Annotated in this window: 21 protein-coding genes; 6 read left to right on the top strand and 15 right to left on the bottom strand. The window is 54.5% G+C overall.

Going from position 1 to position 26,999, the window contains the following annotated elements:
- Positions 1-85: 85 nt before the first annotated feature.
- The 3 genes from PSTEL_RS10095 to PSTEL_RS10085 form a co-directional block, all read right to left on the bottom strand.
- A complete protein-coding gene (locus tag PSTEL_RS10095; protein WP_038695015.1) occupies positions 86-1,039 on the bottom strand; it encodes an alpha/beta hydrolase in 954 nt (317 codons plus the stop codon).
- A 192-nt stretch (positions 1,040-1,231) separates the two neighbouring features.
- The gene (gene nspC / locus PSTEL_RS10090; protein ID WP_038695012.1) at positions 1,232-2,371 is read right to left on the bottom strand and encodes a carboxynorspermidine decarboxylase; all 1,140 of its coding nucleotides are present in this window, start codon (positions 2,369-2,371) and stop codon (positions 1,232-1,234) included.
- 9 nt (positions 2,372-2,380) lie between these two features.
- On the bottom strand, positions 2,381-3,580 hold the full coding sequence (locus PSTEL_RS10085; RefSeq protein WP_038695011.1) for a saccharopine dehydrogenase family protein: 1,200 nt from the start codon (positions 3,578-3,580) through the stop codon (positions 2,381-2,383).
- Positions 3,581-4,125: 545 nt separating this feature from the next.
- On the opposite strand from PSTEL_RS10085, the gene PSTEL_RS26190 reads away from it, so the two are divergent.
- A complete protein-coding gene (locus tag PSTEL_RS26190) occupies positions 4,126-5,148 on the top strand; it encodes a glycosyltransferase family 2 protein (RefSeq protein ID WP_052098341.1) in 1,023 nt (340 codons plus the stop codon).
- Positions 5,149-5,275: 127 nt separating this feature from the next.
- Here PSTEL_RS26190 and pdxR read toward each other — a convergent pair whose 3' ends face one another.
- Positions 5,276-6,712, bottom strand: a complete 1,437-nt coding sequence (gene pdxR, locus PSTEL_RS10075; RefSeq protein ID WP_245625121.1) for a MocR-like pyridoxine biosynthesis transcription factor PdxR — start codon at positions 6,710-6,712, stop codon at positions 5,276-5,278.
- 109 nt (positions 6,713-6,821) lie between these two features.
- On the opposite strand from pdxR, the gene PSTEL_RS10070 reads away from it, so the two are divergent.
- Positions 6,822-7,400 (top strand): GNAT family N-acetyltransferase, encoded by a 579-nt coding sequence (locus tag PSTEL_RS10070; protein ID WP_038695010.1) that lies wholly within the window; start codon positions 6,822-6,824, stop codon positions 7,398-7,400.
- A gap of 54 nt (positions 7,401-7,454) precedes the next feature.
- Here the strand turns inward: PSTEL_RS10070 and PSTEL_RS10065 are convergent, their stop codons facing one another.
- Positions 7,455-8,933, bottom strand: a complete 1,479-nt coding sequence (locus PSTEL_RS10065) for an Lsa family ABC-F type ribosomal protection protein (RefSeq protein WP_038695008.1) — start codon at positions 8,931-8,933, stop codon at positions 7,455-7,457.
- A 290-nt stretch (positions 8,934-9,223) separates the two neighbouring features.
- Positions 9,224-10,210 carry an oxidoreductase gene (locus PSTEL_RS10060; RefSeq protein ID WP_038695006.1) on the bottom strand — a complete coding sequence of 329 codons (987 nt, stop codon included), beginning with the start codon at positions 10,208-10,210 and terminating at the stop codon, positions 9,224-9,226.
- A 708-nt stretch (positions 10,211-10,918) separates the two neighbouring features.
- On the opposite strand from PSTEL_RS10060, the gene PSTEL_RS10055 reads away from it, so the two are divergent.
- The 3 genes from PSTEL_RS10055 (at position 10,919) to PSTEL_RS10045 (ending at position 12,978) form a co-directional block, all read left to right on the top strand.
- Complete coding sequence (locus tag PSTEL_RS10055; protein ID WP_038695004.1) at positions 10,919-11,296, top strand: MerR family transcriptional regulator; 378 nt, start codon at positions 10,919-10,921, stop codon at positions 11,294-11,296.
- Positions 11,297-11,537: 241 nt separating this feature from the next.
- A complete protein-coding gene (locus tag PSTEL_RS10050) occupies positions 11,538-11,960 on the top strand; it encodes a MerR family transcriptional regulator (protein ID WP_052098339.1) in 423 nt (140 codons plus the stop codon).
- A gap of 31 nt (positions 11,961-11,991) precedes the next feature.
- The gene (locus tag PSTEL_RS10045) at positions 11,992-12,978 is read left to right on the top strand and encodes an oxidoreductase (RefSeq protein WP_038695002.1); all 987 of its coding nucleotides are present in this window, start codon (positions 11,992-11,994) and stop codon (positions 12,976-12,978) included.
- A 248-nt stretch (positions 12,979-13,226) separates the two neighbouring features.
- Here PSTEL_RS10045 and PSTEL_RS10040 read toward each other — a convergent pair whose 3' ends face one another.
- Complete coding sequence (locus tag PSTEL_RS10040; protein WP_038695000.1) at positions 13,227-13,808, bottom strand: ATP-dependent Clp protease proteolytic subunit; 582 nt, start codon at positions 13,806-13,808, stop codon at positions 13,227-13,229.
- A 236-nt stretch (positions 13,809-14,044) separates the two neighbouring features.
- On the opposite strand from PSTEL_RS10040, the gene PSTEL_RS26185 reads away from it, so the two are divergent.
- A complete protein-coding gene (locus PSTEL_RS26185; protein ID WP_052098338.1) occupies positions 14,045-14,566 on the top strand; it encodes an RNA polymerase sigma factor in 522 nt (173 codons plus the stop codon).
- A 163-nt stretch (positions 14,567-14,729) separates the two neighbouring features.
- On the opposite strand, the gene PSTEL_RS10030 is transcribed toward PSTEL_RS26185, so the two are convergent.
- The 8 genes from PSTEL_RS10030 to PSTEL_RS26180 form a co-directional block, all read right to left on the bottom strand.
- Positions 14,730-15,872 (bottom strand): 5-methyltetrahydropteroyltriglutamate--homocysteine S-methyltransferase, encoded by a 1,143-nt coding sequence (locus tag PSTEL_RS10030; protein ID WP_038694998.1) that lies wholly within the window; start codon positions 15,870-15,872, stop codon positions 14,730-14,732.
- A 253-nt stretch (positions 15,873-16,125) separates the two neighbouring features.
- A complete protein-coding gene (locus tag PSTEL_RS10025) occupies positions 16,126-17,667 on the bottom strand; it encodes a lipopolysaccharide biosynthesis protein (protein WP_038694996.1) in 1,542 nt (513 codons plus the stop codon).
- A 127-nt stretch (positions 17,668-17,794) separates the two neighbouring features.
- Positions 17,795-18,844, bottom strand: coding sequence for a glycosyltransferase family 2 protein (locus PSTEL_RS10020; protein ID WP_038694994.1), 1,050 nt, complete (start codon positions 18,842-18,844; stop codon positions 17,795-17,797).
- Between the two features lie 49 nt (positions 18,845-18,893).
- Positions 18,894-19,910, bottom strand: coding sequence for a glycosyltransferase (locus tag PSTEL_RS10015; protein ID WP_052098337.1), 1,017 nt, complete (start codon positions 19,908-19,910; stop codon positions 18,894-18,896).
- A gap of 322 nt (positions 19,911-20,232) precedes the next feature.
- The gene (locus PSTEL_RS10005) at positions 20,233-21,147 is read right to left on the bottom strand and encodes a LysR family transcriptional regulator (RefSeq protein ID WP_038694990.1); all 915 of its coding nucleotides are present in this window, start codon (positions 21,145-21,147) and stop codon (positions 20,233-20,235) included.
- Between the two features lie 25 nt (positions 21,148-21,172).
- A complete protein-coding gene (locus PSTEL_RS10000; protein WP_038694988.1) occupies positions 21,173-21,931 on the bottom strand; it encodes an NADPH-dependent oxidoreductase in 759 nt (252 codons plus the stop codon).
- A gap of 152 nt (positions 21,932-22,083) precedes the next feature.
- Positions 22,084-23,202: a response regulator gene (locus PSTEL_RS09995; protein WP_038694986.1), complete on the bottom strand. Its 1,119-nt coding sequence runs from the start codon at positions 23,200-23,202 to the stop codon at positions 22,084-22,086.
- Positions 23,195-26,815: a response regulator gene (locus PSTEL_RS26180; RefSeq protein WP_169744561.1), complete on the bottom strand. Its 3,621-nt coding sequence runs from the start codon at positions 26,813-26,815 to the stop codon at positions 23,195-23,197. The genes PSTEL_RS09995 and PSTEL_RS26180 overlap by 8 nt, the downstream gene beginning before the upstream one ends.
- Between the last annotated feature and the right edge of the window lie 184 nt (positions 26,816-26,999).

Below are 26,999 nucleotides of genomic sequence, written 5' to 3'. Positions count from 1 at the left end.
GCGGTCCACCTATAATGTCCAAAAAACCCGCTCAAAATGAGCGGGCTTTAGCTTAAACATAACGGTGGCGCCCCCGTTATGGGATTTATTGCTGAAAGCCTTCCTTCAGCCAGCTAGCGGCCAGGGAGAGCGCACTTTGGGCCGCGTTCGTCTCTGCCAGGGCATTCAGCATGACGAAGTCATGAATGATGCCCTGATAGCGCACCGCGGTTACCGGAACGCCGGCCTCGCGCAGCTTGTTCGCATAGGCCTCGCCCTCGTCGTGAAGCACATCGGCTTCGCCGGTGATGACGAGAGCGGCGGGAAGGCCGCGCAGATCGTCAACGGTTGCCCGCAGCGGAGATGCGGTAATTTCGTTCCGCTGACTTTCATCCGTCGTGTACTGGTCCCAGAACCACTTCATCCCGTCGCGGTGCAGGAAATAGCCTTTGGCGAATTGGTGGTAAGACTCCGTATCAAATGATGCATCCGTCACTGGATAGAACAGCAGCTGCCGGGCAATCGCCGGCCCTTTGCGCTCTTTGGCCATCAGTGTAATGGCCGCAGACATATTGCCGCCAACGCTGTCGCCGGCAACAGCCAGGCGGGACGGGTCAAAGCCGTGCCCGGCTCCCTGCTCTGCAATCCACTCCAGTACGGCGTAGATTTCTTCGATCGCGGTCGGATACTTTGCTTCCGGCGACAGGCTGTAGTTGGTGAAGACGAGCGCTGCTCCGGTACCGGCTACCAGCTTTCGGATCAGGTTGTCGTGCGTGTGCGCATTGCCGAATACCCATCCTGCGCCATGTGTGTAGAGAATGACGGGCAGCGGTCCGGACGAGCCGACAGGGTGCATGATCCGAATGGAGACCTGACCCGAAGGGCCTCCCGGAATCGTAAGATCCTCGATCTCCACCTCGGGCTTAAGTATTTCGCCGGATTGGGCTTCATCGACGGCCTTGCGGCCTTGTTCCGGGCCAAGCTCATACAAATAAGGAGGATTCGCCGTATCTTCAACAAACTTCTGTGCTGCGGGCTCTAGAATAATCTTGTTATTCACCTGTCCAGCTCCTCTTCGCTTTGATGTAGATCGTTCTCTGGCACAAGCCATTATCTATTATTACCACCCTTCAAGAGAAGACTATCAGGTTCTTCATAAATCGCCTTTGGACTCATCGCGGGTATGATCCCGTTCAACGCAAGAAGGACAGCCTCTCGGCTGTCCTTCCATAGCTACCAAACACTATTCAATTCAAGACAAACGTCCTGCGTAATCCTCATAACCAAATGTACGGATGACTTTGATGCCTTCCTCTTCATTGAAGGAGACGATCGACGGCAGGTTCACGCCGTTGAACATATGGTTCTTCACCATGGTGTAATGCGCCATGTCGGTGAACACCAAGCGGTCGCCAGCCTTCAGCGGCTCGTGGAACGAGTAATCGCCGATGACGTCTCCGGCGAGACAGGTCAGGCCGCCCAATCGGTACGTATGCTCGTACTCGCCGGCCTGGCCTGCCCCGATAATGCCGGGACGGTACGGCATAGCCAGCACGTCCGGCATATGGCATTCCGCCGAAGTGTCGAGAATGGCGATCTCCATCCCATTCTTGACGACATCGAGCACCGTCGCTACCAGATAGCCGGTGAACAGGGCGATGGCTTCGCCCGGCTCCAGGTAAATCTGGACGCCATATTTGTCCTTCATATAATTGATGCACCGGATCAGCGTCTCCACATCGTAGTCCGGACGGGTAATATGATGCCCGCCGCCGAAATTGAGCCACTTCATTCCGTGGAGGTACGGGCCGAATTTCTCGTCCACGACCTTGATCGTCCGCTCCAGCGTGTCGGAGTTCTGCTCGCACATCGTGTGGAAATGCAGGCCTTCGATGCCTTCCAGCTCTTCCGGCCGGAAGTTATCCAGCGTCACGCCGAGTCTGGAATTGTTATAGCAGGGATCGTACAGCGGAATCTCGATTTCGGAATACTCGGGATTCACGCGAATGCCGCAGCTGATGTGCTTCGATGCGCTTTGCACTTTAGCCTTGTAGCGATTCCACTGATCGAATGAATTGAAGACGATATGATCGCTGTACTTCATCATCTCGTCAAACTCCGAATCGACATACGCCGGGGCGTACACATGAACCTCCTTGCCCATCTTCTCATACCCGAGACGGGCTTCGAAGAGGGAGCTGGATGTTACGCCTTTCAGGTACTGGCCGACCAGCGGATACAGACTGTGCATGGAGAAGCCTTTTTGCGCGAGCAAAATATGTGCACCGGTGCGGTCCTGCACCGATTTCAGCAGCTCCAGATTTTTGATGAGAAGTCTTTCGTCGACGACATAGCTGGGCGAAGGGACAGCGCCGAAATCAAGTTCTGTCATTGGCCGTTCCTAGTCCAGCAGCACCGGCGAGAAGTCTTCCTTCCACGGCAGCCCTTTCGTATTCAGCAGCTCCATGAACGGATCCGGGTCCAGTTCTTCCACATTGTATACTCCAGCTTTCATCCATTTGCCCTGGATCATCAGCATGGCGCCGATCATAGCAGGCACGCCGGTCGTGTAAGAGATGGCCTGGGAGCCGACTTCACGGTAGCATTCCTGGTGATCGCAGACGTTATATACATAGTAGTTCTTCGGCTCGCCGTCTTTGGTCCCCTGGGCGATAATGCCGATGTTGGTCTTGCCTTTCGTTCTCGGTCCGAGCGAAGCCGGGTCCGGAAGCACTGCCTTCAGGAACTGCAGCGGAATGATCTCCTTGCCTTCGAACAGAATCGGCTCGATGGAGGTCATACCGACATTTTCCAGAACCTTCAGGTGAGTCAGGTAGTTCTGCGAGAACGTCATCCAGAAGCGGATCTTCTTGATGCCTTTGATGTTCTTCGCGAGGGACTCCAGCTCTTCATGATACAGCAGGTAGATGTCCTTCGGTCCGATTTCCGGCAAGTCGTAGACCTTCTTCTCGGACAGCGGCGGAGTCTCGATCCATTCACCCTTCTCGTAGTAGCGTCCGTTCGCCGTAATTTCACGGATGTTGATCTCAGGGTTGAAGTTGGTGGCGAAAGGATAGCCGTGATCGCCAGCGTTGGCGTCCACGATATCGATCGTGTGGATTTCGTCAAAATAATGCTTCTGCGCATAAGCGGAGAATACGCCGGTAACGCCCGGGTCGAAGCCGCAGCCCAGCAGCGCCATAATGCCGGCTTCTTCGAATTTCTGCTTGTACGCCCACTGCCAGCTGTATTCGAATTTCGCCGTTTCCGGCGGCTCGTAGTTCGCGGTATCCAGGTAGTGAGTTTTGGTTGCAAGACAGGCATCCATAATGGTCAGATCCTGGTAAGGAAGCGCAACGTTAATTACAACGTCCGGACGGAATTTCTCGATCAGCGCAATGACCTCGTCCGTGTTGTCGGCATTAACCTGGGCCGTCTGAATCTTCGTCCGGCCTCCGTCCAATTTTTGCTTCAAAGCTTCACATTTCTCGACCGTTCTGCTTGCAATGCAGATTTCTTCAAACACATCCGGGTTCTGGACGCATTTATGAACGACTACGCTTGCGACACCGCCAGCGCCGATAATTAACGCTTTTCCCAAAATGAATGACCTCCTCAAAGTTTTGTGGTTTCATCAATACTCGTGTAAATAGCATAAGCTAAGTTTGTATTCGGTAAATAAAAAGCCGCGCGAGCTTGATGATGGATGATGTCAATACATGGCGCTTTTTTTCCATAAAAAAACGACAACGCTGATTATACAGAATAGGCCGCAAATAATCAATAAAAATCAACAAAAACCGGGATAAGCCAAGAAGATCATTAAATTTCCTTGGAAATCCTCTGAAATCCATGAACATCCTCCGTTTTTCACCGCTTTAGAGCGGTAAAATCAGATGAGCTCTACAGCTTAGCTATACCCTTTTCACGCAAAAGTAAACGGAAGTTTCGTTGAAGCCCGGCCACCCGCAGTCATGCAATCTCATTATTGTAGCATATTGAAGTCAAGCATACGAATGAACGCCTGAGATATGGTTCTTTCGTGGTTTGACACGGCCTTTTTTATTGCACTATAGTTTAAAAATAACCTATTAGAATGCGGCAAACCGGATGAACAAATGATCATAAGAAGGAGGTCTTTAAAAGATGCAGCCGGAAATCAGTATCATCGTTCCCTTCTACAATGTGGAGAACTACATCCGCAAATGCGTGGAATCCATTCTGGCTCAGAGCTTTAAGGACTTCGAGCTGATTCTGATCGACGACGGCTCTCCCGACAACTGCTCCGCCATTTGTGAGGAATATGCGGCGCGAGACGAGCGGATCAAGCTGATGCACAAGCCGAACGGCGGACTATCCGACGCCCGGAATTTCGGACTTGACGCGGCAACGGGCAAGTATATCGGCTTCATTGACTCGGATGACTGGATTACCCCGAACATGTTCGAGGTGCTCCACCGGGAGATAACCCGGCATGAAGCGGACATTGCGATCAGCTGTCATTACAGCGAGCTTGATGGTCAAGCCGAGCGGATGAACGACTTCGGACAGACGGCCGTGCTGAACAACACCGAGGCGATCGAAGAGATTATCGTGGACGGGCGGATCAAGAGCTATGCCTGGGATAAATTATACCGGCGCGAGCTGTTCGATACAGTGCGCTTTCCGGTTGGCGTTACATTCGAGGATATTTTGACGACGTACAAGCTGTTCGTTCAGGCCACCAGGGTAGTTCTGGTCAACGAACCGACCTATTACTACGTCAAGCGCGGCGACAGCATCACCGGCTTCACCAGCGCCCGGAAGCTGATCGAGAAATTCCATGCGGTGCTTGAGAAGCATGAAGCTCTCATGAAGATCTACAGCGGGAAGATCAGCCAGCCCGTGTGGGAGACATCGGTTAACAATATGATTCATGAAGGAATGGACCTCTACAACTTCTTCCTGCGTGAAAAAGATCAGAGCGGTTCCCGAAGCGCGGCGCGCGAGGTCGAGGATTTTGTGAAGAAGAATCTGTCCTTCATCCTGGCCGCCAAAAATGTGGATCTCAGATCCAAAGCCTTCGCACTTATGGTGAGCAAGACGAAATTCATGTACAACTATATGTACAGCAATTTTACGTTTCTCCGCAAAAACGGCGATACCGCCAAGGAGAAGCCGGTCAAGTAGCATTGACGAGGTTGGTGATACTGCGAACCGCAGAGAAAATATGCAGACGGAATATGCAGACAACTTATAAAGAAAGACCTGTTCTCCGGGCTGGAGATCCAGGTCTTTTTTTCATTATCAACAAACGTCAGATCAAGGGGTCCCAGGCTTCCCGCAGCGCCTTCATTCCCGGATCAATCAATTCCAGCGGAATTCCGGCGAATCCGGCAATAATCTCGTGAATACCCTCCGGCTTCTCGCTTGGGTCCAGCCAGGTATAGGCTGTTGAGGCAACATGCACCCCGGCCTGCTCCGCAGCGGCGATCAGCCTGCTCACGGGTTGTGCGCAGCGGACTCTAAGGAGAATATGAAAGCCTGCGCCCTCTCCGACAATCTCAGCTTTGTCTCCAAAATGCTGCCCTGCCGCCTGGACGATCGCCTCGTATTTTGCCTTGTAAATCCTTCGCAGCTTTCGAATGTGCTTGGTTAGATGACCCTCGGCAATAAATTTCTCAAGTGTCCGTTGATGCAGCCGTGAGGAAGATTGCTCGAACAGCACGCGCCGATATAGTTCTTTGTATCGCTCAATCAGAGGCAGAGGCAGAACCAAGTAATGCACGCATACCGCTGGAGCAAGCGTCTGGGAGAATCCTCCGATGTATACGACCCTCTCTGGTCCCAGTCCCTGCAATGACGGAATCGGTCTTCCAAAGTACCGGAACTCGCCACTGTAGTCATCCTCGATAATATAGCCCCCCTTCCGCTCAGCCCATGCCAGCAGTTCCATTCGGCTGCGGATCGGCATCATTAGCGTGGAAGGAAAGTGATGCGAAGGCGAGACACCGACGAGCCTGGCTCCGGAAGCCTCCAGGGAAGACATGCTGATCCCGTCCTTATCCAAGGGAATGGGCGAGACATCGAAGCCAAGCTCCCTGAAGGTTCCAGGCAGCAGCGGATAGACCGGATTCTCGGCGGCAATGTGCTGCTCTATCGGCTTCAGAATGTGAGCCAGGCAGGACATCAGCAGAAACTGTTCGGAACCGATCACCACCTGCTCGGGGCCACAGACGACACCGCGGTATTGCTTGAGATAGGCGGCGACTTCACAGCGAAGCCCCCACTCGCCCTGGGGATCGCCATAGAACAGCAGCCGCTCTCCCTCCTGCTTCAGGATACGAGTCTCCAGATGCCTCCAGGTATGGAGGGGAAAAAGACTGAAATCATTCCGCGACAGATGAAAGTCGTACAAATACTCCCGTTCGGGCCGTATGCGACTAGCATGAGCCGCCTCCTCTTCCCGGCTGATCTTCGGCAGAGCGGAAGCGTTGTAAGGCTGGGGGATTTCTGATGCCAGATACCCTACTCGAGGCCGGCTTTCAATGAAGCCTTCCGCGACGAGCTGGCGGTAAGCCCATTCGACGGGCGTCATGCTGACGCCAAGATGCTCAGCGAGATGGCGCACCGAAGGCAGCCTGCTCCCGGATGACAGACGGCCGCTGCCGATCTCGTTCTTGAAATGATCGCTGATCTGGATATATATAGGCGTGTCCGGGTCCAGCATCCACGGCTCCATGATCTCCTTCAAGCAATTAACCTCCGATAAATCTGTCATGTTAAAAAGATTGAAAACTGTATATTTTACAGTATACAGAATTCCTCTATAATTTCCTCATTACCTACAGGGAGGAACTGCCATGAATCATTTGGACCAAGCTTTACCGCCGGTCAGGCTGCTTGAAGGAGAACAGGTCTACCTGCGTCCGATCAGTCTTGAAGATACCGAGCTCTATTTCCGCACGCTGTTTGACCCCGAGACCCGGCGGTTAACGGGAACGGCGCGCAGCTTCAATAGAGAATTCATCGCCGGCTATATTGAGCGCAAATCGCAGGATCAGAGCGGTCTGTTGCTGCTGATTGCGCTGCGTGAGAACGATAACGTGATCGGAGATATCGCGCTGCAGGATATGGATGCCTTAAGCCGCAGCGCCAATATCCGGATCGCGATTAACGATGCAGAGCATCAAGGCAAGGGTTACGGCAGCGAAGCTCTCCGATTGATGCTGGATTACGGCTTCGGCATCTGCAACCTGCACCGTATCGAGCTCAATGTGTATGCCTACAATGAACGGGCGCAGCGCTGCTACGAAAATGTCGGCTTCCGTCAAGAAGGCGTTCAACGCGACGTTTTGTTCTACAATCATCAGTACCATGATTCGATTCTGATGAGCATGCTGGAGGATGAGTATCGCGAACGATACCTGAAACCGCAATAACGAGTCCGCCGTTCCACGCTGCCATAGGCTTTCATCTCAACCGATTGCCGAAAGCTAAATCTCGATCACCCGGGTAGCGACATTCCGGCGGAATTCGCTGTCATGCTCCACGAAGAGAAGCGTGGGCTGGTACTCCAGCAGCAGCTCCTCAATCTGCATGCGGGAGAGCACGTCGATAAAATTGAGAGGCTCATCCCAAATGTACAGGTGGGCCTTCTCGCAAAGGCTTCTCGCGATGAGCACCTTCTTCTTTTGTCCGCCGCTGTAGGACGCCATATCCTTCTCGAACTGGACTCTGGCGAAATCCAGCTTCCTCAGAATGGATTTGAACAGGCTTTCGTTAATTCCGCAGTCCCGGGCGTAGCCGGATAAATCGCCTTTTAAATCCGAGGTATCCTGGGAGACATAAGAGATGCGGAGCTGGCTCCCCATACGGAGCGTTCCGGTATGAGCGAGAGACTCGCCGCATATCAGCTTCAGAACGCTGGACTTGCCGGAGCCGTTCTTGCCGGACAACGCAATCCGCTCGCCCTGATCCACCGAGAAGCTGATATCTTCGCAGATTAGCCGTTCCCCATAGGCAATCGATACGTTGTCCAGCTCTACAAGCCGGCTCTTATGATACAGAAGCGGCGACAGCTTGAGACTCTCCGAAGATTCCAGATCCTTGAGAAGCCCGGACTTCTCTTCGATGGCCGATTGCTGCCTTTGCTCGATCGATTTGGAGCGCTTCATCATTTTGGCGGCCTTGTGTCCGACATACCCCTTATCCAGCTTGGAGCCGGAGTTCCTTGTCCCGTTCTTCGTCTTCTCCACCTCATGGGACCAGCCGCTTTTTTGCCTTGCAGAGTCCTCCAGCCGCCTGATATCCTTCCTCAGCCTTTCGTTCTCCGCCAGCTCATAGCTGTCGCGCCTTTCTTTGTTGTCCCACCAGTCGGAGAAATTGCCCTTCTGCACTTCGATCGTGGTCTTATTAATAGAAAGAATATGATCCACACAGCGGTCCAGAAAGGCCCGGTCATGAGATACCAGAATAAATCCTCTCTTCCTGCTCAAATATTCGCTGACCAGCCTTCTGGCGTTCATATCAAGGTGATTGGTCGGTTCATCAATTAACAGAAAGCTGTTCTCCTTCAAAAAAAGTGCCGCAAGCAGCACCTTCGTCTGTTCCCCATTCGACAGGGAAGCAAACGGCCGGTACAGCACATCGTCAGACACCTCCAGCAGCGAGAGTTCCCGCATCAGCTCCCAGAGCTGAAGATCCGGAACAGCGCCTTCCACAATATCAAGTGTATTCGCTTCCTTGTCTTCGACAGGAAAAGGAAAATACTCAAAATCGACAGAAGCGGAAATCGTTCCGCTGTATTCGTATTTGCCGAGGAGCAGGTTCATGAAGGTCGTCTTGCCCCTGCCGTTTCTCCCGGTAAATCCCAGCCTCCAATCGGTATCCAATTGAAAGCTGGCGTGCTCGAAGATGTTATCGTAGCTGCCCTCATAGGCAAAAGTTAAATCCGATACTTGAATTACGGACATTATGGGTTCCTCCCCGCCAAAAAAATAAATGAGCTGCAAGAAAGTTACATTCTCGCAGCTCAAATAAATATAGCGGTCCCCAGCCTCGTCCGTCCTGGCGAAGCTGAGGAGAATATTTATTCCGAGTGACCCGCATTCGTAACTTTCTTGCATACCGAATAAAACATGTCAAATTGATTTCGACGGTTCTATTTCAGCAAGAAAATTACATCCGCGTTCAACCCCATTCCTAAAAGTACCTGTAGTTTACCACATCTCCCCGCTCCGTGCCAAGTTTGAGGAATTACGGATTACAGATTAAAACGGGCGCCTGTGAGATTCTCGCTCAGCTTCCACAGCCGCTTGGCAAGCTCGGAGTCGATGGCCCATGGCCGCACCCCTCCGGAGCTTGCGCTGTCCGCCGGGACTGCTTCGGCAATATCGGCATCTTCGCAGTATACGCCACCGAGACCGTCCAGCTGAGGACTTACTGCACACCAGACGCTTGTCGCCGCTCCCTGCTCCACTGTCTTGAATGAGGCATTCACTTCATTTGATATCGTCCGCCCCTGCTCGTCCTTGACCGGTCTCGGTCCGATCTCCGCGTCCGATAAATCACGGCCAAGACTTGTATCCGGTATTAGCCCGGGATGAACGGAGAACGCACGGACCCCCTTCTCCCGTCCCCGCCGGTCCATTTCCAGTGCGAAGAGGATATTCGCAGTCTTGGACTGGGCATAGGCTTTCCATTTGTCATAGTCCCGCCGTTCATAATTCGGATCTTCGAAGTCGATGCCGCCAAGCCGGTGTGCACGTGAAGAGACCGAGACAACCCGCGCCCCTTCGGCACGCTGCAAAGCCGGCCAGAGTCTTGCCGTAAGCTGAAAATGCCCGAGATGATTCGTCGAGAATTGCGACTCGTATCCGCGTCCATCGCGTCTGAGCGGCGTGGCCATGATCCCCGCGCTGTTGATGAGCATATGCAGAGGCCTGTTCGTCTCCAGGAACCTCTGGGCAAAGGCGTCAATGGATTCCGGGTCCATGAAGTCCAGGGTATCCATTTCCACCCCGGGTATATCCTTCAGCGCTTCCATCCCTTTCTCCAGATTGCGCACCGGCACCAGAACCGTTGCACCTGCCCGGGCAAGCGCCCGCGTCGTCTCCAGTCCGATGCCAGAGTAGCCTCCCGTCACGATGGCGATTTGCCCGGTCAGATCCCGGCCGTCTACGATCTCCCAGGCGGTCGTATGGGCATGGTATCCGGAATGGATGGGCTTTTGCACTCTGTTATCCGTCATGTTTATCGCTCCCTGTTCTTGAACTTTGGATCATACCGGATCGGTACGAGCCAAGGATATATCTTAGAGCTGACTCTAAGTCAAGCGGGGACTTCAACTCTGTCCGGCGGGTTGACAGTGTCCGCCCATTGGCCTGAAATGACAAGGGTCGGCGGGAAATGAGGGGGGGCGAACTCGGTGGAATTCCGTCAGAGGTCGGCGACAGGCAGCAGAAGACGGTTGATGGACATCGGGAGCCGGCAGGGTCTGACGACAGCGGCCTTGCTTGTTGGTTCCCGGCAAAAGGGTTATCTTATTTTTATAACTACCTGCTCCCCTTGACGAAGTTGAGCCGGAGGATTGGTTATCTGTAATTGAAGCCATTGCTTCATTCACGTTGACAAGACGGAGCGGAATCGGTTTGAGATTTTTGTTCATTCATATTAACCCGCTGTTCTCGGCTGCGCCTTTCCTGATGCCTGCGGACTTCATAGCCCTTATTGCGGACACAGCGGGAATTATTCTAGACTAACGGACCCGGGAGCCGATATCCGTTGATTGGAAGGCTTTTTCGATACCCCTGGACTGGAATAAGGCCATCTCTGTCCGTAAGCGTTGAGAGTAGGCCTATTATATCGAAATAGCTTCATCTAAGTCCGCTTAAGAGTAGAAACCCAGGGGTTAATTCTGAGATTTAATTCGGTCAAGCTGCCGGAGGAGGTTCAAATTATGGAATATACAATAAAAGAGGTAACCGAGTTGTTCGGGATGTCGTCCTACACCTTGCGTTACTATGAGAAAGAAGGCCTGCTGCCTCCCGTACACCGGACGGAAAACGGCAGAAGGCAGTATGATGAATCCGACTTGTCCAGAATCCGGATGATTCGCTGCATGAAGGCAGCCGGAATGTCCCTGGAATCCATCAAAGAGTTTAACAGGCTCAGCCTTAACGGAGAACCAGCGCTCAAGGAGAAACAAAGCGTGATTCGGCAGCAGAAAGAGCTTATCGAGAACCAAATCCGCGACTATCAGGGGCTGCTGAAGCTGCTGAACCGGAAGCTGGAGCATTACGATCGGCAAATCGCCGAAGCCGAATCAGACCGATGACAGACGTTAAGGCAAACCGCCGCCGGGGCTGACCCGAAGCCGAGGCAGACCGATGACAGACCGGCAAACCGCCGCCGGGACTGAGCCGAAGCAGCAGCGCCGGCCGGAGTAACCTTGTTCCCCCCCATTTACACCCCATTACTGTCAGTCTCGTACACGAAGCACTGGGCCCTTGACTTGGAGTATACTCCAACCTTTAAAGTGGGTATCGCCGGCAGGGATTTGCAGAAAGGAGACGTTCATGGAAGCAGAAACGACCTATACTATTTCCGAGGTTTCCGGGATGACAGGGCTTCCCGCCGATACGCTGCGCTATTACGAGAAAATCGGGTTGGTTGCCTCACCGGACCGTGGAGCGGGCCTTCAGAGGCTCTACACCAAGGAGGATATCGGCCGCATCCGGTTTCTGACGCATCTCAAGCGGACGCATATGCCGCTTCGGAAAATCCGGGAGTACGTGCAGCGCTACGACCAGCAGGATGAAGAGCAGTGCTTCTCGCTGCTCGACGAGCACCGGCAGGCGATCGAATCCCGGCTCGAAGAACTGACGGCGACTCTGGAGCTGATCCGCTATAAGCTGGATCATTTCCAGGAAATCAAGGATGGAAAACAGGGAGGGAACGGGAGTGCATCATTTACAGCAGAAGGACGCGGATCGGAATGAAACGGAAAGTAGTGGAATAAAACATTCTGTAATGGAGCAGACACCGCAAACGCCGATCTATTCCGGCTTCGGTGCGCGGACAACTGCGGAGGATATCGTAAGAGGAACCGATTTAAGCGGTAAAACCGCCATTATTACCGGCGGCTATTCCGGCCTTGGCCTTGAAGCCGCGAGAGTGCTGGCGGAAGCCGGTGCGAAGGTCATTGTGCCCGCACGCTCTCCGGATAAGGCCCAGGCGGCGCTTGCTTCGGTTCCCGGTGCCGAGCTGGAAGAGCTGGATTTGGCCGATCCGGCCTCTATCGATCAATTCGCTGGCCGGTTTGTGGAGTCCGGACGCCCTTTGCATATATTGATCAATAGCGCTGGCATAATGGCTATCCCCGAGCAGCGGGACGAGAGAGGCTATGAGCTGCAGTTCGCCACCAATCATTTAGGACATTTCCAGCTGACAGCCCGTCTCTGGCCTGCGTTGAAGCGAGCGGGCGGCGCTCGGGTCGTATCCGTATCTTCAGGCGGACATGCCTTCAGCGGGATTCATTTTGAAGACCCGCTGTACAGACAGCGCCCATACAGCAAATGGGAGGCCTACGGCCAGTCCAAGACGGCGAATGCCCTGTTCGCAGCAGAGCTGGACCAGCGCGGGAAAGCCTATGGCGTCCGGGCATTCTCCGTTCATCCGGGCTCGATTGTTACCGGTCTCTCCCGCCATTTGTCGGATGAGGAGATGGAAGCAATGGGAGCGCTGGACGAACAGGGCCAGCGCGTATTTTCCGAGATGACCGAGGAGCGAAAGACCATTCCTGAGGGAGCTGCTACTCTGGTCTGGTGCGCGATCAGCCCGCAGCTTGACGGCAAGGGAGGCGTCTACTGTCTGAATGCCGACATTGCCCATCTTGTGCACGAAGACAGTTCTGCGTCACAAGGTACGGCAGGCGTTCGTCCCTGGGCCACAGACGGGCAGGCGGCTGCCCGTCTGTGGAGTCTCAGCGAGCAGTTAACAGGCCTCTCCTTCCTGTAACAGGACATAACATCATCTCACCTCAACGACGCAAAGCCCTGCGCTCCGAACATCCGGAGAACAGGGCTTTTTGCCCGCTCTCAGCAGGAACGAGGCTGACGCGGGTGAATGTTATATAACAAACGCCTGCTCTAAGCTACTTTAATGTTGCTACTGCTTCTTCTGCTTCTGACCCCGATCCCTCTGTTAAGCCGCGAAGACTCCCCATATGCATGCGATTAACATCTCCCATTTAAACCTTGGACAGCTCACAGCCGTTGAATGATCTTATCGACGATGCCGTACTGCACCGCCTCTTCAGCGGACATGAAGTAATCCCGGTCCATGTCCTTCTCCACCTTCTCCGCCGACTGCCCCGTCCGCTCAGCAGTAATCCGCGCGATCCGTTCCCGGATCTGCACAATCCGTCTCGCACTGATCGCGATGTCGCTGGCCTGTCCCTGTGCCCCGCCATGCGGCTGATGGATCATGACCTCGCCGTTCGGCAGAATGCTGCGCTTCCCGGGCTCTCCCGCCAGCAGCAGAAACGAAGCGAACGAAGCCGCCATCCCCGTGCAGATTGTATTCACCGGCGGCTTGATCAGCTGCATCGTGTCAAAGATGCCGAAGCCCGCCGAGGTGGAACCTCCGGGACTATTGATATACATGAAAATGTCCTTCTCCGGGTCCTCCGCTGCCAGAAAAAGAAGCTGGGCGATAACACTATTCGCCAGCGCGTCGTCGATCGCCGCGCCCACGAACACAATTCGATCCTTCAGCAGCCGGGAATACAGGTCATAACTCCGTTCACCCCGGCTCGTCTGCTCCAGTACATAGGGAATGTAACTCATCTTTGCTTCCTCCTTGGCTATACGAATTCAAGTGATTCGAATCGTAAACGAGGGAGAGGGCTAGGAGGATACGCAAGTAACCTGTCAAAAATAAATATTTGCGATCCTCCCATATGGCCGTATCGTTTTGCTCCGCTTCTTCGTTTACACTGAAGAAGAGAAGTTTCACAAGTACAGAAGTTTTACTTGCGCCCAGCCTGAATAATCCGGCTCATCATGCTCAGGGAGGAACAATCATGAATTCACTGACACGGCCGTACTCGGCCAGTTCGATGGAAGATACAGAGGTTCTGAAGCTCCATTCCGCGCTCCAGCGGTACTGCTTGTCGCTCACCCGCTCCCCCTGGGAAGCGGATGATCTTGTCCAGGACGCCTGGCTGAAGGCGCTGGCGCCCATCCGCGCAGGGCATGCCAACCCGGAGGCTCTGCTGCTCCGTACAGCCCGGAACGCCTGGCTGGACCGCATGCGCCGCCAGGCGGTGCTGCTGCGCAAGCTTCCCCTGCTCGCGCAGCAGCAGGATATGGAAGCGCAGCAAGACGCCCCTTCGGACGCCGGCCTCATGGAAGAGGCGGCCTTCCGAACGCTGGCCCGGGAGCTGTCCCCGCTCCAGCACGTCGGAGGGCGCAGCGAAGGCGGCGCTCCACCGCGCGCGCCGCGCCCTCCTCTCCCTGCGGGCAGAGCCGCAGGGAGAACCCCCCGCTCCCGCAGACGAAGCGCGGGAGCAGCCGCTCCGGGGCCTGCCGGAGCGCATGGCTGACGCGTACCGGCATGGCCGGGTCGCGGAGCTGGTGCGCCTCATCCGGCAGGATGCCGGAGCGGCGGAGCCGGCGCGCGGCGGCAACTTCGCGCCGCGCATGGCGGCATAGCCCGCTGCGGCTGCAGCGGGCTGTGGTACAATCCGGCGGCGGAGCACCGCCGGATCAGTCTTTCCAGATTTCGTCCGCAATTTCCTTGATGAAGGCCAGCTTTTTCCATTGCTGCTCTTCCGTCAGGACATTGCCTTCTTCCGTGGAGGCGAAACCGCATTGCGGGCTGAGGCAGATGTGGTTGATGTCCACAATCTTCGCCGCTTCCCGGATACGGTCGATAACAGCCTGCTTATCTTCCAGCTCTCCTGTCTTGGACGAGACGAGGCCGAGCACGACCTGCTGGTTCCCAAGCGATTGAAGCGGCGTGAAATCTCCCGCGCGTTCCGTGTCGAACTCCAGATAATAGCCGTCATACTGGTCAATGCCGAAGAGCGTCTCGGCCACCGGTCCGTAGCCTCCCGAAGAAGCCCAGGTGGAGGCATAATTTCCCCGGCAGACATGTGTCGTGACCGTGAGATCCTCCGGCACATCCGCGATTGCCTCCCGGTTCACCCGGGCGTACAGGCTTGCGATCGTCTCCACATTGACGCCTTCCTGCTGTCTGGCCTCCCAGTAGTTCTTGTCGCACAGCATGCCCCAGGTGCAGTCATCCAGCTGGATGCTCCGGCATCCCGCTTCGTAGAAAGCCAGAATCGCCCCTCGGTAAGCCTTGACGATATCGGCGATCAAGCTCTCGATATCCTCGCCGTACACGGCCTGCGTGCTCTCCTTGTTCTCGCCGCGCTGCAGCTCGGCCAGGAACTGGGCCGGAGCGGGAATCGTCCGGCGGGGGACAACATCATCGCCTGCAATCTTTTTCAGAAATTTGAAGTCCTCGATAAAAGGATGGTTGGAGAAGCCGATTGGCCCGGACAGGCGCGCCGTCTCCGCTCTGGTCTCCACACCCTGGAACTTATAGCCCTGCTCAACCTCCGCCTTCTCCACGCCGTCCAGTCCCCACATAAAGTCCAGATGCCACCAGGACCGTCTGAACTCGCCGTCCGTAACCGCGTGAAGACCCACTTCTCTTTGCTTCTCCACCAGCTTCACGATCTCGGCATCTTCCACCGCGCGCAGCTGCTCAGCGGTGATCTCGCCGCGCTGGAACTTCGCTCTGGCCTGCTTCAAGGAATCGGGACGCAGGAAGCTCCCGACCATATCATGACGATAAGGGGTCGTACGCCGCTGTACGGCGCCTTCGGTTACAATGCTCATCGGTGTGATCTCCTTTGTTCATGCGATAGTATGAATTCGTTAGTTGAACGATACCATGAGTTTCAAGTTATAAGGTAACGCCAAATAACTATAGCCGGTTATAGCTAAATGCTATAACCGGCTATACATAACCGAAGTATGCTATTGAGGTGGACCACTTTAAGTGCAGGAGCGCCTACTACTGACCCAGGACAGACCCCGCACATGTAATTCAGACGGACGAACTTTTTCTGTGCAGTCACCTGTCCCGATCTTACTGGGGACCGCCTTCCGCCGCGGCCTTCTTGCCCGGTCTGAAGCGTCCGGCGATCTTGCGGCCAACCTCGGGGAGCAGCTCCATTCCCTCCTTGACGAACAGGGAATTGACGATGAAGAAGATCGGGAAGATCACAGCCGACAGAAGCATTCCGCTCAGTACCAAAGAGAGAAAAGAATGGATCTGGAGATGGATGCTGCGCACAAGCAGATCTACCGCCACGAACAGGACGATATTCAGCTGCCATTTCTTGATGGTGACCCAAGAGCTGCGCTCAAGCAGTCGCTTGTTGGAATACAGAATCATATCGGTGGTCCGGTACAGGAGGGCGGCAATCGTCCCCAATACGACACCATAAATGCCGAATAGCAAGACGAACACAATGGAACAGACGAGATTAATCACCGATTCCAAGATGGAACGGCCCTGCGTGTTCTTGAAATGCCCGGCGATTTCAATCACCGTGTCCGATGGTGCTCTAGCATTCATCAAAAGCTTCGCAATAGCGAACAGAATGGGCAAAAAATAATCGATATAATTGTTATCGTGAATTCCTGCCGTATACATCCGCATGAACGGAAGAATCAGGATGGTTACGATGCTGATCATACCGAAGATAAAAGCGATGTAATAGGTTTCGTACAGATTGAACATCTTCATGAACTTCGTCCGGTTGCCGAAGTAGCTCTGCCCCAGCGCAAATTTCAGGCTGCCGTTGATCATGACGACCACATTATCGACGATGTTGAAGATCAGATTGTACATCACGTAAATGCTGACGACCTTCAGATTGGTGAAGACCGTGAGCACCAGGACGTCCGTATTTTTGAAAATTAAGTAGGAAAGCTCATGGATAAGTGCCGAGTTCTTCTGGCTGATCGCGTCAAAATCGGGCTTCCTGTTCAAATCGATCCACTTGTAATTTCGTTTGATATACACGCGGTAGACGATAATTTGCAGCAGTACGACGATGAAATACACTGACTGCACGGCAATAATATTGAAGCCGCCCAGAAGCAGCAAAATCCGCACGACATTATTAACGATGTTCGCGACCATCACGACCGAGGATTCAATATAGTTCTTGCCCTCGGCGATCAGCAGCACCCGGAATTTGCCCTGAAAGTAATAGTTGACCGCGCCCCCCAGTCCGCTGAGCGCCACCACCGCCATGACCGTCAAGGCGTCGAACCCGGACTTTATAACGAACGGATAGACAACGGCAAGCAAAATGACGGCGGCAAAATAATAAAGGCCGGTCTTCTTGTAATAAATAGAGGTCGCCGCCAGAATATCGTTGATCTTCGAGCGGTCGTTCTCACCGACCGGACGGTAGAGAGCCTGAATTGAAGCAGCCCCCACCCCGGCTTCCAGCAGGGAGAGATACGCGATGATCTGGGTAATGGAGGCGATAAGACCATTGGCTTCCGATCCGTAATGAAGCATAACCAGCCTGGGGATGAAGAAGCTGAGCGCAATTGTAATCAACTGGCTTAACAAGCCGACGGATACATTGAGAAAGCTCCGTTTCGCGATCATACCGTTCCTCCTTAAATAATGTCACAATAATCGCATGTTCGGATGCGTATTGGCTGCATTGCATAATGTTAAGCGCTCCCCCGGGTAAATCGTTATTTAGTTGTAGTCGTTCTTAGTTCCATGCCGCTTAAGCTGTAACCTGCCGCAGCCGCGCCCGTACGCCGGACTTGAATTTGATTATCCGCTGTTGAACCTCCAGCAGGAAACGCAGAAGCTCTGGCGCGATCAGGAAGGCGTTGATATCCGCTTTGGAAGGCCGCTTCTCCCGCTTCCAGCGCTTCATCAGCGCCCGCATCTCTCCGTTCAACTCGGGATACCGGCCGTCAATATCCTTAAGCAGCGTCCGGATCGAGACCCGGTCGGCATTTCGGAGACAAGTCTTCAAATTATAGAAATAGTTCTCCAGCATATGCCGCAACAGCAGCATGTCGCGTACTTCCGTAAGTTCCGGACGGTCCATATAGGATGCAGCACGCTTGAAGGCATCGGCATAGTCGAACTTCTTGACGTTATAGACGCCCGATATCGACGATCCCCGCTCCAGATAAAAAGACAGCGCCCGGTCAATGAAGATCATCTCACCGGCTTTCGCCAGCGCCTTAAAGGTGAATTCCTGGTCCTCTCCGTTGACACAGCCTGCCGTATACCAGATGTTCTCCTTTAGCAGCAGCTCTCTCCGGTAAGCGGCGCTTGCCGTCCAGATTTGCATTTTATGATCCACCAGAATCCGTTTCAATCCATCGACCCCGCTCATCACCCGGGGCATATCCGTTACGTAGCGGTAGCAATCCTGAAGCACCCGCCCGCTCTCGTTCACCTTCTGCCACTTCCAGAACACGATGTCCGGCTCTTCCTCCGCCGCCTGGCCAAACAGCGACACCAGCTCGCGGTCTACAAAGTCGTCGCCGTCCAGAAAGAGGACATAGTCACCCGACGCCTCTTCAATCCCCTTGTTTCGGGCAGAGCTGACACCGCCGTTATTCTGGGATACCAGGCGGAAATGGCCGGCAGAAGTCCGGTCGATAAAGCTCCGCACCGTCTGGGCCGTACCGTCCTTCGATCCGTCATCCACGATAATCGCTTCAAAATCCAGGTCACTCTGGGCGGCCAGCGACTCAAGCGTCCGTTCGATATAGCTCTCCACATTGTAAGCCGGAATAATCACACTAAGCTTCATGAGTCGTCCTCCCTTTCACCTTTCACGTTTAAGCCCTCACCCTCGATTCTCAAGAGAAGCTCTCATTCTTCTCCCTGCGCAGCCGGCTGATGACTGCATTATAGAACAAGCTGTACAGCATTTTATTGGTCGCCAGAATGAGCGCCGCCGCTTTAAGCTGGATGCCGATCGTCTTGGCGGTCAGTATGCTGTTCAGATTTTCGCGCATGAAGGCTTTGATAGTATCGATCTCCCTGTGGTCGCCGGTCTCAAGCTTCTCTCTCAGGAGATGGTTGTATATACCCATGCCTTCGTCGACCATCCGGTAGGTGAACCAGTCCCAGGTCGGCTTGTCGATGGCATCGGCGTAATGATCCTTTACTCTTGTATATTTCTCGTACGTGCCGTTGAACTTATCCAGCCTCTTCTTCAAATCATAGGTCCCGGATATGCTCTCCGTCCGTTTGAGGTAATAATAGAGCGGTTTGTCCACGATAGCGATCTTCTCAGCTTTCATGAACAGTTTATAGGTTGTCGGGATATCCTCAAAAGCAACGCCGACCGGATAAGCTACGCCCCGGAACAGCTCTCTTCTGTACAGTTTGTCCCATGCCAGGTTCTGGATACGCTGGTCGATCAGCAGCTCGCTCATGGCCTTGACGTTATCCAGCACGGCGGGATAGCCGTCAAAGCTGTTGATCCGGTTAAATATGCCGTCACCCACTTCGTAATGGCAGCACACCGCAATATCCGCATCCTGGCTCCGGATTGCCTGGTATAAGGATTCGAACATGTCCCCGGCGATCCAGTCGTCCGAATCGACAAAGCCGATATACCGGCCTTCGGCAATGTTAAGACCGTAATTCCGTGCGTCTGACAATCCGCCATTCGTCTTGTGGATGACTTTGACCCGCGGATCCTGGGCCGCATACCGGTCGCATATGGCCGGGCAGTTATCGGGAGATCCGTCATCGACGAGAATGAGCTCGAAGTCCCGGAAAGTCTGATCCAGGATCGAATCCACGCATTTTTCGATATAATTCTCCACTTTATAGCAAGGCACGATGATGCTGATTTCCGGTTTCATCGCTGCGGCACCCCTCTTCATTCCTATGTCCGTTGGTTATTTCGCATCTGTATCATGGGCAGAGATGTCTTTAAACTCAATATATTTTCCGCCAGAAAAAAGGTCAATGGACTTTCAGAAAACACGGCAAAAATGGCTCTAACGTAGTATAGCCATCTACCCTTGAAGAGGGGTAAAATGGACACCCCCGCTCCTTGCGGCAAAATCATCCCGATAACTTGCCTTGTCTCCTCTCTCCCCAACAAAAAGAGGACCCCTGCACCAGGAATCCTCCGAAAAGTTGAACCATGATCTCCGCAAAAAGTTTGGGCTGTGCTATCTCTTAATTACCGGGCTGCTCGGCGGTCGCTTCCTTCAGCTCTTCCACATAGGCCAGAGCCAGCTTGGAAAGGGCGGCGTCCTTATGGCATATCCAGCCGACGTTAATGCTCTCGTCGCAATCCAGCGGAACCGGGATAATCTCGTTGCCGTTCAGATCCGCGCTGAGCACGCCGGTTGAGATTGTGTAGCCGTTCAGACCGATCAGCAGATTGAACAGCGTTGCGCGGTCGTTCACCCGGATGCTCTTCGGATGAGACAAGGTGCTTAAGATTTCCTCCGAGAAATGAAAGGAATTGTACTCCCCCTGCTCAAAAGACAGATACGGATAAGCCTGCAGCTGGTCGATGGTGACGATGGATTGCTTCGCGAGCGGGTTATGAATGCTGATGAAGATATGCGGCTTCGCCGTGAACAGGCTGTTGAATACAAGCCCCGCGTCCTTGAGCAGCCGCCCCATAACTTTGGAGTTGAATTCATTCAAATACAGAATGCCGATTTCGCTCCGCAGCGTCTTGACGTCCTGAATGATCTCATAAGTCTTTGTCTCGCGCAGCGCCAGTTCGTACTCTTCCTGACCGTGTACATTCACCAGATTCACGAAAGCGTTGACGGCAAAAGCGTAATGCTGGGTCGATACGGAAAAATGCTGCGGCGACGGCTTCGCGCCCAGGTAACGCTTCTCCAGCAGCTCCGCCTGCTCGACCACCTGGCGGGCATAACCCAGAAACTCCGCGCCTTCCTTGGACAGCGTGATGCCCTTGTTCGTGCGCTCGAAAATCGTGACCCCGATTTCTTCCTCCAGATCGCGGATGGCGTTCGACAGGCTCGGCTGGGAAATGAACAGCCGCTTGGCAGCCTCGTTCATGGAGCCTCTGCCCGCCACCTCAATCACATATTTTAGCTGCTGCAAAGTCACGGTCAGTTATCCTTTCCGGCCAGGCTTACTCCTGCCCTTTCTTCAGATTGCCGCAGGTGTAGCCCTGCGCGGGAAGCGTCGTCTTCGCATCGCCGTATTCGGGGTTGGCGGCGAAGAACGATGCGACGCGCGCGGTCCAGTCCTTCTCCTCCGCCCCCTGTGCCCGGAGCAGGCTGCGGTTGGCTTCGTTCATCGCTCTGAATCCGGAGATCGCCGCCTCCGCGTCATAGGCTTCCTGATGCCAGACCGAAGCCAGCGGCAGGCGCGGCTGCTTCGGCAGCTCCGTTCCCGGATAGCCGAGGCACAGCCCTACAACCGGGAACACGTACTTCGGCAGCTTCAGCAGCTCGATAACGCCGGCGGAGTTCCGCCGGACTCCTCCGATCGGGATAATGCCCAGCCCGAGAGACTCGGCAGCGGTGATCGCCGCTTCCATCGCGATGCCCACATCGACTGCTCCGGTCAGCAGGGCATCGACGTCACGCTCGGCTTCGAAGGCGATGCCTTCCAGCTCTCCGGCCTTCTTCGCCCGGTAGAAATCCATGCAGAATACGAGGAATACCGGCGCTGCCGCGACATGGGCCTGTCCGCCGCTAAGCTCCGAGAGGCGGCGTTTCCGTTCCTCATCGCGGACGGAAATAACCGTCGTATGCTGGCCGTTAATCCAGGAAGGTGCGGCCTGCGCAGCTTCGATAATCGTCTGAAGCACGCTGTCCTCCACCGGGCGCTGCGAGTACTGCCGGTAAGAACGGTGATTCATCAGCGTTCTGAGCGTATCGTTCAACTTAAACTTCCTCCTTCTTTCATCATAAGGCTTATTATAGCGGAAATTGCGGAATCGTCCTATTCAGCTCGCTATTTTCAGATGCACAAAAGGGCTGCGGGTGCATCCAGTTGCACCCGCAGCCCTTTTGGCATGCGTGCCGTATTGTATCCTTATGGCGTGCTGATCGTTCCGGTTTCGGACATCTCCTCTTCCTTGTACCGGCGGGAAATCTCCCTGAACTTCGCCTGGCATTTTAAGAACACCTCGACAATATCCGGATCGAAATGCTTGCCCGCATCTCCGGTTATGATATCAACGGCCCGTTCATGGGGCATTGCATCTTTATATATCCTTTTGCTCGTCAGCGCATCATACACATCGGCAATCGCCATGAGTCTGGCCGAGAGCGGAATGTCTTCGCCGGCCAGACCTTCGGGATACCCGCTTCCGTCCCATTTTTCATGATGAGAGAGGACGATCTCCTTCGCATACCGGAAGAAGGTCTCCTTCTGCCCCATCAGCTCTTCCGCCCGGAGAATCGCTTCCTTGCCGAGAATCGTATGGGTCTTCATGATCTCGAATTCCTCCCGGGTCAGAGGACCGGGCTTCAGCAGGATGTGGTCGGGAATCCCGACCTTGCCGATATCATGCAGAGGCGTTGAGGTCGTTATCAGATCAATGGTCTCCCGGTTCAGCATCCCCTTGTAGCCGGGAAGACTGCTCAGGTGGGTAGCCAGCACTTCAATATACAGCTTGGTGCGCTTGATATGATTGCCCGTATCGTTATCCCGGATCTCGGCAAGGGCCGCCATCGACATGATGCTGACTTCCTGAATCAGCGAGACCTCCTTGGTCCGCCGCGATATTTCCGCCTCAAGAAAATGGTTCTTGTCTTTGAGAAAGTCTCTGGACTGCTTAAGCGTAACATGGGTCTTCACCCGCGAGAGCAGCACGGGAGCGCTGATCGGCTTCGTAATATAATCGACCGCTCCAAGCTCGAATCCCAGATTCTCTTCCTCCACCTGTTCCTTCGCCGTTAGAAAAATTACCGGAATATCCTCTAGCTCCGGATCGCTCTTAAGTCTCCGGCATGTCTCATAACCGTCCATGACAGGCATCATAATGTCAAGCAGAATGAGATCGGGCGGAGCGGCCTTCGCAATGGCGAGAGCCTTCTCGCCGTTGGTGGCCACTTTGACCTTGTACCGCTCCCTAAGCAGCCCGCTGAGCAGCACAATATTGTCCGGTGTATCATCTACTACTAAAATGACCGCTTTCGAATCAGGCATAAGGATCCTCCTTCCACTCCAAATGGCTGTCCGCAGCCGCCCGTTCAATCGTCTTGATGGCTTCGTCAAAATCAAAGAGTGCGATTGCCCGCTTCGCCTGCTGCCATTCCTTAGGCTTCATCCAGAGCTTCAGCTGCGGCTCCGCCGAATCAAAGACGTCCACCGCTTCAATGTCGCTGTCCCGGAGAAGCGCCAGCAAGCGGGTCACCGCCTGTTCCGCCGGAGGGTGCCGGTGGATGTCGTCTCCTGCCCCGCCGGATTCCACTTCCCCGTTATCCGGCTCTTCGATAACCGGCTCTCCATTATCTGCTCCCCCGGCAGCCAGCTCTCCATTATCCGCTTCTCCATTATCCGCTCCCCCTGCAACCGGCACTCCGGTATCCGGCCTCATGAGCCGGATCGCCTCCAGGACGCCGCCAATTGCGGCTTCCAACCGGTCTATCACCGCCTCAAGCTCCTCCAGGCGGCTGCTTCCCGCCTGACCGGAGGAGAGCATGGCGACGATCTCTCCGGCCAGCTCGCCCGCTTCCGCGGCGCCGATGTTGCCGGATACGCCCTTCAGATTGTGGGCGATCCGGTGAGCTTCCGGGTAAGCTCCCGCCCGGATCGCGGCGCGGATGCCCTCGGCCGCCTCCCCGTGATGCTCGGCGTAATTCCGGAGGAGACTGGCATACAGCGCCGCGTTCCCGCCGGTCCGTCTCAGGCCCTCCTCCGTCCGGATTCCCTCAAGCTGCCGCAGGCCAGGTCCTTCCAGCGCTTCGGTCCGCTGCAGCGGACCCGGCCGGACAGGCCGGGAGGACTCCGGTTTCTGCCGGCCCGCCACCCATTTGCCCATGATCGTGAACAGCACATCCGGATCAATCGGCTTCGCAACATGATCATTCATGCCGGCCAGCAGAATCTTCTCGCGTTCTTCGGGCATTGTACGGGCCGTCATTGCGATAATCGGCAGCCCGGGATCGCTCTCCCGGATACGCCGCGCGGCTTCGAAGCCGTCCATCACCGGCATCTGCATATCCATCAGCACAAGATGGAAGAATCCTCCTGGCGCTTCCAGCGATTTCTGAACAGCCTCCGCGCCGGTAGAGGCGATTACAGTCTCGACGCCCTGGCTCTTCAACAGCTCGGCTGCGATCAGCTGGTTAATCTCGTTATCCTCCGCCACCAGTACCCGCAATCCGTTGAGCCGGTAGTCCTTTTCCAATACCTCCGGACCCTGTACTGTACCCTTCCGGGCCGCGAACAGATCGATAATCATGTCGAAGAGCAGCGACTGGTTCACAGGCTTGACGAGACATTCATCAAAATGGGCGGTTTCATCCTCCAGCAAGAACGAATCATCCTGGCCGATGGCCGTCATGAGCACAATTACAGGGATATGCCGCAGCGTCCGGTGTTCTTTGATTCTTCGGGCAGCCTGATTGCCATACTCTTCTTTAAGCTCCCAGTCGATGAACACCATATCATACGGCTTGGCTTCATTTGCCTGTTCCAGAACCTCCAGCGCCTGTGATCCCGAGGACACGCCGTCAGCGGCACAGCCGAAGTCCCGCAAATACTCGACCACCATATCGCGAGCGGCCGGATTGTCGTCCACTACCAGCGCTTTGAGATAACCCAGCTCCTGGGGTACGCGGCGGACGAGATCTTTCTCCTCGTTGCCGAGGCCGAACCATGCAGTGAAGGCAAAGGTGCTCCCCCCCTCGGCATTGTTCTCCGCCCAGAGCGTTCCGCCCATCATCTCCACCAGCCTTCGGCTGATGGCAAGTCCGAGCCCCGTCCCCCCATATTTGCGGGTAGTGGAGTTATCCGCCTGGCTGAAAGGCTGAAACAGCCGGTTCTCCGCTTCCGGGGACAGTCCGATGCCGGAATCCCGAACGCTGAACTTCAGCTTCACCTTGCTGTCGATCAGCCGGACGGCTTCCACCCTTACGACCACCTCGCCGCTTTCAGTGAACTTGACCGCATTGCTGACCAGATTCGTGAGAATTTGCCGGAGGCGCAGCGGGTCTCCGTTCAAGTTCTGCGGCAGGCCGGCGGGTATGAAATACATAAGCTCCAGCCCTTTGTCGTAAGCAGACTGGCTGCTCATCGTTACCGCGTCCGTTACGGTCTCATGAAGCACAAAGGATGTGCGCTCCAGCTCCAGCTTCCCCGCTTCGATCTTCGAGAAGTCCAGAATTTCGTTCACAATGCCGAGAAGCGACGTGCCGGCGTTGTGAATTTTGGAGAGGTAGTCCTTCTGTCTGGCTGACAGTTCCGTCTTGAGGGTCAGATGCGTTAAGCCGAGAATCGCGTTCATCGGCGTGCGGATCTCATGGCTCATATTCGCCAGGAACTGGGATTTGGCTGCCGTCGCTTCTTCGGCGATGCGCAGCGCCTGTTTGATTTCTTCCTCTTTTACCTTAAGGCCGGTAATGTCCTCCGATACGCCCAGAATAAAATGCGGCCGGTTCTCCGAATCCATGATCGGCAGCTTCGTTTCGTTCACGTAGCGGAGCTGTTTCCCCTCTGTGTCGACAGGGAGAATTCGGATTTCCCTTGTTTTTTGGCCGGTCTCCAGCACCTTCCGGTCACTTTCATTGAAGAGGCAAGCGATCTCTTCCGGCATCAGGTCGCGGTCGACTCTGCCAAGGATTTGGTCGGCAGGATAACCGAGGAAATCCGCGCAAGCCTGATTAACAATCCGGTATTCCATCGTATCAGCGTCTTTGACATACACCATAACGGGGAGCAGGTTGATGACTGCATCCAGAAAGTTCCGGTTCTCCAGCAGTTCCTTCTCTTTCAGCTTCAAATCGGTGATATCCATCATGAGGCCTAAGTAGCCGCCATCGGTGTTGTCCGACATCTGGTACGCCGAGAGCGAATACAGAAGGTCATGCATCGTTCCATCGGTATACGGTCTCTTCACTTCCCGGATAGCCGGGGCGCCGTTTCGGGTCACTTCCTTCCGCAGCTCGTCAAGAATCAGGTAATTCTCTCTGGACAAGTTCGGCAAATCCCTGGCGTGAAGCCCGAGCAAATCTTTGCGGCTTACCCCCAAAGCCTGCTCATATGCGGCGTTGCATCCAAGAAAATACCCCTCTGTATCGAGGTAAAACAGGGGATGGGGCAGCGTATCAATCAGTTGGGAGGTGAAATGAAGCTGGTCGGACAGCTCCTTCTTGATCCGCTTGTAATCCGATACATTCTCTTTAATGCCGACATAATGGGTGATGCTTCCCGTCCCGTCTTTAATGGGAGAGATGAGCACAGACTCCATGTACAGATCGCCGTTCTTCTTCCGGTTAACGAACTCGCCTTCCCAATTGCCGCCCTGGCTGATCGCCGACCACATCTCCCGGTACTGCTCGTCTGTCGTCACACTGGAGCGAAGTGCGGACAGAGTGCCTCCTTCCATCTCTGCTCTTGAATAGCCGGTAATCTTCGAAAAATACGGATTAATATATTCCACTTTGCCGAATTTGTCGGTAATAACGATGGACAAGGGAGACTGCTCCACGACATTCAAATACAGCTGAAGCTCTTCGCTGTACTTCCGTTCCAGTTCAAGCATATGCCTGGCGGTCCGGCTCTGCTTCATGTACAGACGCACGATGAACAGAGCCATCAGGATAATCAATATATAAATTGCGCTATGTAAAACGGTTTGAGTCGGCAAGCAAAATCGCATCCTCCCGGTTCGGTTAAATCCTCCAACACTGTAATATTGCCTACTCTTTTCTTCGACACTATCCTACAAAAGTATTAGCTCCACCAAATAATAAATCGCTTACAATCTAATTTCACCCGAC

This window comes from Paenibacillus stellifer (genome assembly GCF_000758685.1).
GTDB lineage: Bacteria > Bacillota > Bacilli > Paenibacillales > Paenibacillaceae > Paenibacillus_AQ > Paenibacillus_AQ stellifer.
The sequence above is the reverse complement of the archived record's forward strand: the minus strand, read 5'-3'. Positions and strand labels throughout refer to the sequence as shown.